Source organism: Pseudomonas sp. DW-iso3, from assembly GCF_058725305.1.
This window is the reverse complement of sequence record NZ_JBZXDZ010000012.1, coordinates 92,428-104,468: the sequence shown is the minus strand read 5'-3', so window position 1 is coordinate 104,468 and position 12,041 is coordinate 92,428. Positions and strand designations below refer to the sequence as shown.

The 12,041-nt window shown below is 62.3% G+C and carries 6 protein-coding genes; all 6 read left to right on the top strand.

Features of this window, described 5'->3' with window-relative positions; genetic code table 11:
• Nucleotides 1-139: 139 nt before the first annotated feature.
• On the top strand, nt 140-3,592 hold the full coding sequence (recC, locus tag AC4PS7_RS28220) for an exodeoxyribonuclease V subunit gamma (protein WP_492179866.1): 3,453 nt from the start codon (nt 140-142) through the stop codon (nt 3,590-3,592).
• Nucleotides 3,589-7,263 carry an exodeoxyribonuclease V subunit beta gene (gene recB / locus AC4PS7_RS28215; protein WP_492179865.1) on the top strand — a complete coding sequence of 1,225 codons (3,675 nt, stop codon included), beginning with the start codon at nt 3,589-3,591 and terminating at the stop codon, nt 7,261-7,263. Before recC ends, recB begins: the two co-directional genes overlap by 4 nt.
• Nucleotides 7,260-9,329, top strand: coding sequence for an exodeoxyribonuclease V subunit alpha (recD, locus tag AC4PS7_RS28210; protein ID WP_010206547.1), 2,070 nt, complete (start codon nt 7,260-7,262; stop codon nt 9,327-9,329). Before recB ends, recD begins: the two co-directional genes overlap by 4 nt.
• Before the next feature lie 142 nt (nt 9,330-9,471).
• Nucleotides 9,472-10,047 (top strand): regulatory sequestration protein YfiR, encoded by a 576-nt coding sequence (yfiR, locus tag AC4PS7_RS28205; protein ID WP_137206593.1) that lies wholly within the window; start codon nt 9,472-9,474, stop codon nt 10,045-10,047.
• Nucleotides 10,044-11,306: a diguanylate cyclase DgcN/YfiN gene (gene dgcN / locus AC4PS7_RS28200; protein WP_010206545.1), complete on the top strand. Its 1,263-nt coding sequence runs from the start codon at nt 10,044-10,046 to the stop codon at nt 11,304-11,306. Before yfiR ends, dgcN begins: the two co-directional genes overlap by 4 nt.
• A 4-nt stretch (nt 11,307-11,310) precedes the next feature.
• The gene (gene yfiB / locus AC4PS7_RS28195) at nt 11,311-11,802 is read left to right on the top strand and encodes an outer membrane lipoprotein YfiB (protein WP_010206544.1); all 492 of its coding nucleotides are present in this window, start codon (nt 11,311-11,313) and stop codon (nt 11,800-11,802) included.
• The last annotated feature ends 239 nt before the right edge of the window (nt 11,803-12,041 follow it).

Below are 12,041 nucleotides of genomic sequence, written 5' to 3'. Positions count from 1 at the left end.
TTCCGAAACCCCATCTGCGAAAGCAGATGGGGTTTTGTTTTGGGCGGTCGAAAAGACAGCTCACATCGCAATTCCGCCAACAACTGCCCACAGTGCTAAAGTCGCACCCTCGATTTTCGCTTTTCCCAAGGAAGCCGTTATGCCGGATGCGACGTCCCTCAGCGCTGGATTCATGGTGGTTCACGGCAATCGCCTGGACGAACTGCGCAGCCTGGTGGTCAGCTGGATGCGCCGCTACCCCCTGGCTCCCCTGGAAAACGAAATCGCCCTGGTCCAAAGCAACGGTATCGCCCAGTGGCTCAAGCTGGCCCTGGCGGAAGATCCGGAAGACGACGACATGGGGGGTTGCGGCATCGCCGCCGCCATCGATGTTCAACTACCCGGCAGCTTTATGTGGCAGCTCTACCGTATGGTCTTGGGAAAAGATGAAATTCCGCCCAAATCCCTGCTCGATAAAGCCCCGCTGACGTGGCGCCTCATGCGCCTGCTTCCGGAGCTTATCGATCAACCGCACTTCGAACCACTCCAGCGCTTTCTCACCCACGACACCGATTTGCGCAAACGCTACCAACTCGCCGAGCGTCTGGCTGACCTGTTCGACCAATATCAGGTCTACCGTGCCGATTGGCTCGAAGACTGGGCTGCCGGCCGCCACCAGCTGCGCAACGGTCGAGGCGAATCCAAGCCACTCAACCCTGCCAACTGCTGGCAAGCCGAACTATGGCGAGCACTGCTGCTGGATGTTGGTGAAGAAGGCATGGCCGAAAGCCGCGCCGGCGTTCATCAGCGCTTTATCGAGCGCATCAATACATTGGAAAAAGCGCCCGAGGGCCTGCCATCCCGAGTCATCGTTTTCGGCATTTCCTCGTTGCCCGCCCAGGCACTGGAAGCCCTCGCCGGCCTCGCGCGATTCAGCCAAGTTCTGCTCTGCGTGCACAACCCTTGCCGCCACCATTGGTCCGACATCGTCGCCGACAAAGACCTCCTGCGTAACGAATACAAACGCCAGGCGCGCAAAGCCGGCATGCCGGTCACCATCGACCCACAAACCCTGCACCAGCACGCCCACCCGCTACTGGCCGCCTGGGGCAAACAAGGCCGTGACTACATCAGCCTGCTGGACAGCTACGACGATCCCAATAGCTACCGCGCTGCATTCCGCGATGGCCGCATCGACCTGTTCAGCGACAGCGAGCCCACCACACTGCTCAATCAACTCCAGGACGACATCCTGGAATTGCGTCCACTCAATGAAACACGCGAGCTATGGCCTGCTGTCGACCTGCAACGTGATACCTCGATTCGCTTCCACATCGCCCACAGCGCGCAGCGAGAAGTGGAAATTCTCCACGACCAACTGCTCCAACGCTTCAGTGCCGACCCCTCGCTGCGCCCGCGGGATGTCATCGTCATGGTCCCGGATGTCGACAGCTATGCGCCGCACATCCGCGCCGTGTTCGGCCAACTCGAACGCAATGACCCACGCTTCATCCCGTTCACCCTGACCGACCAAGGCCAACGCGGCCGTGACCCGCTGCTCATCGCCGTCGAACACCTGCTGAAACTGCCCGACAGCCGCTTCCCGGTCAGCGAGATCCTCGATCTGCTCGACGTGCCGGCCCTGCGCGAACGCTTCGCCATCAAGGAGCGCGACCTGCCCACGCTGCATCGCTGGATCGAAGGCGCCGGCATCCGCTGGGGGCTCAACGCCGAACAACGTGCCGGTCTGGGCCTGCCAAAAGAACTGGAACAAAACAGCTGGCGTTTCGGCCTGCGCCGCATGTTGCTCGGTTACGCCGTCGGCACCGGCGCCGCGTGTGATGGTATCGAGCCCTACGACGAAATCGGTGGCCTTGATGCGGCGCTCATCGGCCCTTTGGTCGCTTTGCTCGACGCACTCAGCGATGCGCATCAAGCGTTATCACTGCCGGCTTCACCGACGCAATGGGGCGAGCGCTTGCAACGCCTGATACAACTGTTCTTCCTACCCAGCAGCGAGCACGATGACTACCTGCTGGGCCAACTCGAACAACTCAGGGAAACCTGGCTGGAAACCTGCGAATCCGTCGGCCTGCAAGACGAATTACCTCTCACAGTGGTCCGCGAGGCCTGGCTTGCGGGGCTGGACCAAGGTCGCCTGTCCCAACGCTTCCTCGCCGGGGCTGTCAATTTCTGCACTCTGATGCCCATGCGTGCGATCCCGTTCAAGCTCGTTTGCCTGCTCGGCATGAACGACGGTGATTACCCGCGCGCGCAACCACCGCTGGACTTCGACCTGATGGGCAGCGACTACCGCCCAGGCGACCGCTCACGCCGTGAAGACGACCGCTACCTGCTGCTCGAAGCCCTGCTTTCAGCACGTGACCAGCTCTACGTCAGTTGGGTCGGCCGCAGCATCCGCGACAACAGTGACCGCCCAGCGTCGGTACTCATCGGCCAACTGCGTGACCATCTCGCCAGTGGCTGGCACCTGGCAAACAGTGACATACCGCTGATCGAAGCCATGACCCAAGAGCATCCGCTGCAACCGTTCAGCGCCCGCTACTTCCATGAAGGCGATGCGCTGTTCAGCTACGCGCGCGAATGGCAGTTGCTTCATGAAGCCTCCGATGCCCTCCCGACAGAACACGACCTGGTTCCCCACCAACAGGAAGAACCCCTGAGTCTCGGCCAGCTCCAAGACTTCCTGCGCAACCCGGTCAAACACTTCTTCAGCCAGCGCCTGAAAGTATTCTTCGAAGCCGCCGAAGTCCCGCTGGCCGACGAAGAGCCCTTCGTTCTTGACGCACTGCAACGCTACAGCCTGAGTGACAGCCTGCTGAACGCCGCGCTCACCCGACCCGATCAGCTCGACCAGACCCTGAACGCCCAGGCCCTGCGCCTGCAAGGCAGTGGCCTGTTGCCGATGGTTGGTTTCGGCGAATGCCTGCGCAACGAACTGATCGAGCCTTTACCCGATCTGTTGCGACGCTATCAGCAATTGCTCGCCCTTTGGCCTACCCCGCACACCGGTGCCGAACCGGTCAGTTTTGAGCATCACGGCGTGCAGTTGGAAGGCTGGATCAGCGGTCTGCATCGACGCAGTGATGGCGGGTTGCTAAGCGTTACCACCATTCCCAACAGCATCGGCTCGATCAAGACCCGCAAGTGGCATCGCCTGATTCGCCCTTGGGTCAATCACGTGGTTGCCTGTGCGTGCGGTCTGCCGCTGAGCACCGGCTTGGTGGCCAGCGATGACACCCTGCTGCTGCCGCCTCTGGATAAAGCCAATGCCCAGGAAGTCCTCGGCCACTTGCTGCTCGCCTGGCATGCCGGAATGAGCAAACCGTTGCCCGTGGCCGTCAAAACCGCTTTCGCGTGGCTCAGCCAGACCGACCCCGTCAAGGCCGAAGCAGCCGCAGTTAAAACCTACGAAGGTGATGGGCTCAACAACGAAGGCGAACGCCGCGAAACGCCGGCGCTCACCCGGCAATTCCCCGATTACGCCACACTCATCGCCAGTGAAGAATTCGAAGGTTGGTGCGAAACCCTGTATCGCCCGCTGCTCAACGCCCCGTGGCGATCACTCACCGGCGAGGAGGCCAGCGCATGACCAGCAGACCCTTGGCCCTGGCCTTTCCGCTCAAAGGCAGCCAGCTGATTGAAGCCAGCGCCGGTACCGGAAAGACCTTCACCATCTCCGCCCTCTACCTGCGCCTGGTCCTCGGCCACGGGGGCGATGAATCAAGCTTTGGCCGCGAACTGCTGCCGCCGCAGATCCTGGTGGTGACCTTCACCGATGCCGCCACCAAAGAACTGCGCGAACGCATCCGCATCCGCCTGGCCGAAGCCGCTCGTTTTTTTCGCGAAGAGATTGAACAGCCAGACGCCCTGATCGCCGATCTGCGCGCGGATTACCTACCCGAACAATGGCCTGCCTGCGCCAACCGCCTGGACATCGCCGCCCAGTGGATGGACGAAGCCGCCGTCTCGACCATCCACAGTTGGTGTCAGCGCATGCTGCGCGAACATGCGTTCGACAGCGGCAGCCTGTTCACCCAGACCCTGGAAACCGACCACAGCGATTTGCTCGGCGAAGTGTTGCGCGATTACTGGCGGCTGTTCTGCTACCCGATGCATGACGACGCGCTCAACTGGGTGCGCAGTCACTGGGGTGGACCTGCTGCGTTGATGCCACGGGTACGCGCGTTGTTCGGCAGCGAGCGGCCGACGGATGAAACCCGCGAGCCCGCAGAACTGATCACGGCTTGCCTGCAAGAGCGCCGCGAAGCGCTGACAACCCTCAAGGCGCCTTGGCAACAATGGGCCACTGAGCTGCGCGACATCTGCCTGCAAGCCGTGGCCGCCAAAGCCGTCGACGGGCGCAAGATGCAGGCGCGCTACTTCGAACCCTGGTTCGAAAAAATCAGTGCCTGGGCTGCTGACGAAACCCTCGAACAACTCGACATCGGCACCGGCTTCACGCGCCTGACGCCTGACGGCATGGCCGAAGCCTGGAAAGGCGAGCCACCGCAGCATCCTGGCATCGACGCCATGGCCGGTCTCAAGGCGGCTCTCGATGCGCTGCCGACCCCCGACGCTGCCGTGTTGCAACACGCCGCCGGCTGGGTGGGCAAACGCTTTGAAGAAGAAAAACGCCGTCGCGCCGAAATGGGGTTCGACGACATGCTCATCCGCCTCAACGCCGCGCTGCAAGCCGACGGCGGCGAACGCCTGGCCAGTGTGGTCCGCGAGCAATTCCCGGTGGCCCTGATCGACGAGTTCCAGGACACCGACCCGGTGCAATACAGCATCTTCGACAGCATCTACCGCATTGAAGAAAACCACCTCGACAGTGGCCTGTTCCTGATCGGCGACCCCAAGCAAGCGATCTACGCCTTCCGTGGCGCCGATATCTACACCTACCTGCGCGCCCGTCAGTCCACCACCGGCCGCCACCACACGTTGGGCACCAACTTCCGCTCCAGCCACGCGATGGTCGAGGCAGTGAACCATGTGTTTCAGCGTGCGGAAACGGGCCGTGGTGCATTCCTGTTCCGCGAGCCCGATGGTGTAAACCCGGTGCCGTTCCACTCGGTACTGTCCCAGGGGCGCAAGGAACAATTGCAGGTCGGTGGGCAAACGCTGCCCGCGATGAACCTCTGGCATTTACCCACCGACCAGCCGGTTTCCAACGTAATTTATCGTCAGCAGCTGGCGGCCGCCTGTGCCACGCACATTGTTGAGTTGCTCAACGGCGGGCAGCAAGGCAGCGCAGGTTTCCTACAACCGGACGGCAGCTTCAAAGGTGTACGCCCGTCAGACATCGCGATCCTTGTGCGCGACGGCAAGGAAGCCCAAGCCGTACGCGGCGAATTGGCCGCCCGTGGAGTGCGCAGCGTCTACCTGTCCGACAAGGACTCCGTCTTCGCCGCACAGGAGGCCCACGACCTGCTGGCTTGGCTCAAGGCTTGCGCCGAGCCGGATGTCGAACGCCCGCTGCGCGCCGCTCTGGCCTGCGTCACGCTCAACCTGTCACTGGCAGAACTGGAGCGCCTGAACCAGGACGAGCTGGCGTGGGAAAGCCGCGTCATGCAGTTCCGTGGCTACCGCACGATCTGGCGCACCCAAGGCGTGCTGCCGATGCTGCGTCGCCTGCTGCACGACTTCAAGCTGCCGCAAACCCTGATCGCACGCAGTGACGGTGAGCGTGTGCTGACCAACCTGCTGCACCTCAGTGAACTGCTGCAACAGGCAGCTTCTGAACTTGATGGCGAGCAGGCACTGATCCGCCATTTGGCTGAACACCTGGCACTTTCCGGCCAGGCGGGCGAAGAACAAATCCTGCGCCTGGAAAGTGATGAACAACTGGTCAAGGTCGTGACCATCCACAAATCCAAGGGCCTGGAATACGACCTGGTTTTCCTGCCCTTCATCTGCTCAGCCAAACCCGTGGACGGCAGCCGATTGCCCCTCCATTACCATGATGAAAACGGTAAATCCCACGTCAGCCTGCGCCCTACGCCTGAGCTGATCGCCCAGGCGGACAACGAACGGCTGGCCGAAGACCTGCGCCTGTTCTACGTAGCCCTGACCCGCGCCAAGCATGCGTGCTGGCTGGGTATCGCCGACCTCAAGCGCGGCAACAGCAACAACTCCGTACTGCACCTGTCGGCGCTGGGCTATTTGCTTGGCGCAGGAGCATCACTGGGTGAGTCCGCCGGCTTGGCGCGCTGGCTCTTGGACCTTCAAGAAGGGTGCACGGCAATCCACTATGGCCAGGTGCCCGAAGCGCAAGACAACCTCTTCCACCCACCCCGCAACGAAGCCACGCTGCGAGCGCCCCTCCTGCCCAAACGCAAGGCTGCAGAAAACTGGTGGATTGCTTCCTACAGCGCCTTGCGCATCGGCGACAGCATGAGCGCCGCCACCCTCGAAGCACCGGAAAGCCCGCAGGCCCAAAAGCTGTTTGATGACGAACGCCTCGATCCCGACGCACCGCGCGAAGTGGCGGCATCCGGCGGCGACATTCACCGTTTCCCACGCGGCCCTAACCCAGGGACCTTCCTGCACGGCCTGCTGGAATGGGCAGGGGAGGACGGATTCAACGTCACGCCCGAGGCGATCGAAAAGGCCGTGGGCGCCCGCTGCAACCGGCGCAACTGGGAAGGCTGGATCATTACCCTCAGCAGCTGGCTCGGCCACCTGCTGCAAACGCCATTGCCTGTGAATAACAGCCACGTCTCCCTCAGTGGTTTGCAGCAGTACCAGATCGAGATGGAATTCTGGTTCGCCAGCCACAAGGTCGACGTACTCGCCCTCGACAAGCTGGTCTGCCAATACACCCACAACGGTGTATCCCGCGTCGCCGCAGAGCCGGTGCTGCTCAACGGTATGTTCAAGGGCTTCATCGATTTGACCTTCGAACATGACGGCCGCTATTACGTGGCCGACTACAAATCCAACTGGCTGGGCCCCGACGATTCGGCCTACACCTTTGATGCCATGGAACAGTCGATCCTTGATCATCGGTACGACCTGCAATACGTGCTTTACCTGTTGGCCCTGCACCGCCAACTCAAGGCGCGCCTGCCGGACTACGACTACGACCGCCATGTCGGCGGTGCGTTGTACATTTTCCTGCGGGGTACGCAGTCCGCGAGCCTGGGGGCGTATTTCACCCGACCGCCGCGGGAATTGATTGAAGGCCTGGACCTGCTGTTCCAGGGCAAGCCCATCCCGCCCAAGGTTGAGCCCGCCTGGGAACAAGGAGTGTTGTTATGAGCCTGTTGCCGTTACCGCTGGAGGAACTGACGCCCCTCAGCCGCGCCGCCGACCTGGTGCAATTACTGGAACGTTGGGTCGACCGTGGCTGGTTGCGTGCCTTGGACAAAGCCTTTGTCGGTTTCCTGCACGAGCTTGATCCACAGGCGGACCCGCTGGTGCTACTGGCCGCCGCGCTGACCAGCCATCAATTGGGCCACGGCCATGTCTGCCTTGACCTGTTCGAAACCCTCAAGGCGCCGGATTTCGCCCTGTCGTTGCCGCCTGAAGGCGACCTGCAAACCGGCGCCATGCTGCTGCCGTCGCAGTTGCTCGACGGCCTGGACGGCGCCCACTGGTGCCATGCTCTGGCCGCCAGTCACTTGGTGGCGTTGGCAGTCGATGGCCGCGAATCCGCCCAAAGTCGCCCTTTGGTACTCTCCGGCAAGCGCCTGTACCTGCGCCGCTACTGGACCTACGAACGGCGCATCGACACCGCCCTGCGCCTGCGTCTCGCTACTCAGGAGAGTGTCGCCGCTGATTTGCCGCAGCGCCTCAACAGCCTGTTCGACCAACCACCGCCCGACGGCGTGATCGACTGGCAAAAACTCGCCTGCGCGTTGGCCACTCGCGGCGCATTCAGCATCGTCACCGGCGGCCCCGGCACTGGCAAGACCACCACCGTGGTGCGCTTGCTCGCGCTGTTGCAGGCGCCGGCTGTGGAAGTCGGCAGCCCACTGCGCATTCGCCTGGCCGCGCCCACCGGTAAGGCCGCCGCACGCCTCACCGAGTCCATCAGCCAACAAGTGCTGTCGCTGAAAGTACCTGACAGCGTGAAGGAAAAAATCCCAACCCAGGTCACCACCGTCCACCGCCTGCTGGGCAGTCGTCCGGGCACGCGGCATTTTCGTCATCACATCGGCAACCCATTGCCGCTGGATGTGCTGGTGGTGGACGAAGCCTCAATGATCGACCTGGAAATGATGGCCAACCTGCTCGACGCCTTGCCGCCCCATGCACGCCTGGTGCTGTTGGGCGACAAGGACCAACTGGCGTCGGTAGAAGCGGGCGCCGTGCTCGGTGATTTGTGCCGCGACGCCGAAGCCGGTTTCTACAGCGCCGAGACGCGCCAATGGCTGCAGGCCGTCAGCGGTGAAGACCTCAGCGCCAGCGGCCTGCAGGAAGACCTCGACGGCAGCCATCCCCTGGCCCAGCAAGTGGTGATGCTGCGTTACTCGCGACGTTTCGGCGAAGGCAGTGGCATCGGCCAACTGGCGCGCTGGGTCAACCAGCAAAACCCTGAAGAAGCCCGCAAACTGTTTGCTGCGCGCAGTCACGATGATCTGTTTTGCGTCAGTCTCAAGGGCGAACACGATCACGCCCTGGAACGCCTGGTGCTGGACGGGCAGGGCGAGGGTGCCGAGGGCTATCGCTATTACCTCAACCTGTTGCAAAGCGCGCGTCCGTCGCCGGAAACACCGCGCGAAAGCGACGCCTGGACCCACTGGGCGCAACAACTGCTGCAAGCTTTCGACGCGTTCCAACTGCTCTGCGCGGTACGCAAAGGCCCCTGGGGCGTGGAAGGCCTGAACCTGCGCATCACCGCCGCCCTGCGCAAGGTACGGCTGATCGACGGCGACGAACAATGGTACGAGGGGCGCCCGGTGCTGATGACCCGTAACGATTACGGCCTGGGCTTGATGAACGGTGACATCGGCATCGCCCTCAAATTGCCCGAAAGCGACGGCGGTCCCCAGGTGCTGCGCGTGGCTTTCCCGCGTAACGACGGCCAGGGCGGCGTGCGTTTTGTGTTGCCCAGCCGTCTGAACGATGTGGAAACCGTGTACGCCATGACCGTGCATAAGTCCCAGGGCTCGGAATTCACGCATACCGCGCTGATCCTGCCGGATGCGTTGAGCCCGGTGCTCACTAAAGAGCTGATCTACACCGGCATCACTCGGGCCAAGCGTTGGTTCAGCCTGATCGAGCCCCGAGGCGGCGTGTTTGAAGAAGCCGTCAGGCGTAAGGTCAAGCGTTTGAGTGGGTTGATGCTGGAGTTGGGTCACGAATCAGAAAAAACTGACTGACAGTTCATGCAATATTTCTTATTCAGGCGTCTGATTTTTCTGAAAAAATAGCGAGCCCCGCCGACGCCCGTCTTCGTGGGGTTTTCCGCCGCTGTGCTATCGTTGCGGCATCATTTATAAAAACACCTGAGAGAATCGCTGCATGAACGTGGCTGTCGCGTCCACAGAGCGCAGTTTGAGCTGGAGACGCCTGCTACTGGTGGCGGTCCTGTGTGTGCTCGCGCCACACGCCTGCGCCCAGGCATCCGACCCTGCAGGCCTTGCCGCACACCGCGCCCAGGCGGTCACCCAAGTGGTACTGGGTATCCTCAGTTATGCGCGCTGGCCGGTAGAGCCTGCGCAATTGCGCCTGTGTGTTGTTGGCCCGACCCAGTACACCGACGATTTGATCAAAGGCACCACCCAGGCCACCGGCCGTCCCGTCGTGGTTCAGCGCCTGCTGGCCAACCATCCGGATATCGTCAATGCCTGTGACGCGGTGTACATCGGCAAACTCAGTGCCGATGAGCGCAGCCAGCTGTTCACGTCGTTGATCGGCCATCCGGTACTGAGCATCAGCGAAGGTGGCGACCAATGCACGGTGGGCAGTCTGTTCTGTCTGCGGGTGAGCGATGAGCAGGTTTCGTTCGAGGTCAACCTCGACTCCGTCGCCCGCAGCGGTGTACGCATTCACCCGAGCGTGCTGCAGTTGTCCCGTCGCCGAGCGCCTGCGTCATGACCGTTGTTAAAGTGCGGCCGACCCTGGGTTCCGTCATCGGCCGAGGGCACCTGATCCTGGCGCTGGTGGCCGTGACCCTGGCGAGTGTCTCTCTGACCTTGCTCGGGGTGCTGGCGTTGCGGGTCTATGCCGAGCACAACCTGCACCTGATCGCACGTTCCATCAATTACACCGTGGAAGCGGCGGTGGTGTTCAACGACAGCGCGGCGGCCACCGAAGCCCTCAGCCTGATCGCCTCCACCGAAGAAGTGGCCGAGGCCGAAGTCTTCGATGTCAACGGCACGTTGTTGGCGAAGTGGATACGCCCGGAAACCGGCATGCTTTCTCGGGTCGAGCTGGAGCTGGCGCATACCCTGCTCGAACAACCCATCAGCCAGCCGATCCTGCATCAAGGCCAAGTCATCGGCAGCACCCACCTCACCGGTCACGGCGGCAGCTTGCTGCGCTTCCTGCTCAGCGGCCTGGCCGGGATCCTCATCTGCACTGCGCTCAGCGCGTGGATCGCCCTGCACCTGGCGCGGCGCCTGTTGCGCGGCATCACCGGCCCGCTGCAAAGCCTCGCCGCCGTGGCCCACGCCGCGCGCAGTGAACGCGACTTCGACCGCCGCGTACCCCCGGCAAAAATCGCCGAACTCGACAGCCTGGGCAGTGACTTCAACGCCTTGCTCGGCGAGATGGAAGCCTGGCAAAGCCATCTGCAAAGCGAAAACGAATCCCTCGCCCATCAGGCCAACCACGACAGCCTCACCGGCCTGCCCAACCGTGCTTTTTTCGAAGGCCGTTTGATTCGGGCGCTGCGCAGTGCGGCCAAGGCCAAAGAACAGGTGGCGGTGCTTTACCTCGACAGCGACCGCTTCAAAGAGATCAATGACAGCTTTGGCCACGCCGCCGGCGATGCAGTCCTCGTCGCCGTCGCGGAGCGCGTGCGTGCGCAATTGCGTGAAGACGACCTGGTGGCGCGCTTGGGCGGCGATGAGTTCGCCATCCTGCTGGCGCCGTTGCACAAGGCGCAAGACGCCGAGCGTATTGCCGACAAGATCATCGCCAGCATGGACCTGCCGATCCCCGTGCCTGGCAACACCCAGGTACTGACGTCCCTTAGCATCGGCATCGCCATCTACCCCGATCATGGTGCCACCCCAGGTGCCTTGCTTAATGCCGCCGACGCGGCGATGTACCAGGCCAAACGTTTGTCTTCGGGCGGCCAGCAAACGGCGGAGTCGGAGCACTCGGCCGCCAACGTTCAACACAGGAGCTGACACCTTGTTCTCGACCGCGCGTTTCATGTTTATCACCCTGCTCGTGGCACTGCTCGCCCTTGGCGGCTGCCAGACGCCGCCACCCAAAGGCCTGACCCCAGCGCAAGTGGCCGTCCTCAAGCAGCAGGGCTTCGAGCTGACCGATGACGGCTGGGCATTCGGCCTGTCCGGCAAAGTGCTGTTCGGCAGTGACGTCGAGACGCTCAACCAACCCAGTACCGAGATTGTCCAGCGTATCGGCAAAGCCCTGCTGGGCGTGGGTATCGAACGCGTTCGCGTCGACGGCCACACCGACGCGTCGGGCAAGGAAACCTACAACCAGCAACTGTCCCTGCGCCGTGCCAAAAGTGTGGCGACGGTGTTGACCGGCGTGGGCATGAAAGAAGAAAACATCCAGCTGCGCGGGCTGGGCAGCAGCCAGCCAGTGGCGTCCAACGACACAGTGGCGGGACGCACCGAAAATCGGCGGGTGTCGATTGTGGTGATCGCGGACTGAGCCCGTCCTACCGACCTCAATGTAAAACCCAATCAACTGTGGGAGCTGGCTTGCCGGCGATAGCGGTGTCTCAGTACGGGATGTACTGACTGACACACTGCCATCGCCGGCAAGCCAGCTCCCACAGTGGGTTTTGCGGTGCCTGGCTACAGCGTTCGCTTACCGGCCCGGTGTCATCGCCTGCGTTGACGCACCATCACCGTATCTCAGCAAAGATCGTCAAGCATGTTTCCTGTAGG

Bases quoted from the DNA above. Each gene is read 5' to 3' on its own strand.
- recC (WP_492179866.1), top strand. From the start codon at position 140: ATGCCGGATGCGACGTCCCTCAGCGCTGGATTCATGGTGGTTCACGGC.
- dgcN (WP_010206545.1), top strand. From the start codon at position 10,044: ATGACCGTTGTTAAAGTGCGGCCGACCCTGGGTTCCGTCATCGGCCGA.
- recD (WP_010206547.1), top strand. From the start codon at position 7,260: ATGAGCCTGTTGCCGTTACCGCTGGAGGAACTGACGCCCCTCAGCCGC.
- yfiR (WP_137206593.1), top strand. From the start codon at position 9,472: ATGAACGTGGCTGTCGCGTCCACAGAGCGCAGTTTGAGCTGGAGACGC.
- recB (WP_492179865.1), top strand. From the start codon at position 3,589: ATGACCAGCAGACCCTTGGCCCTGGCCTTTCCGCTCAAAGGCAGCCAG.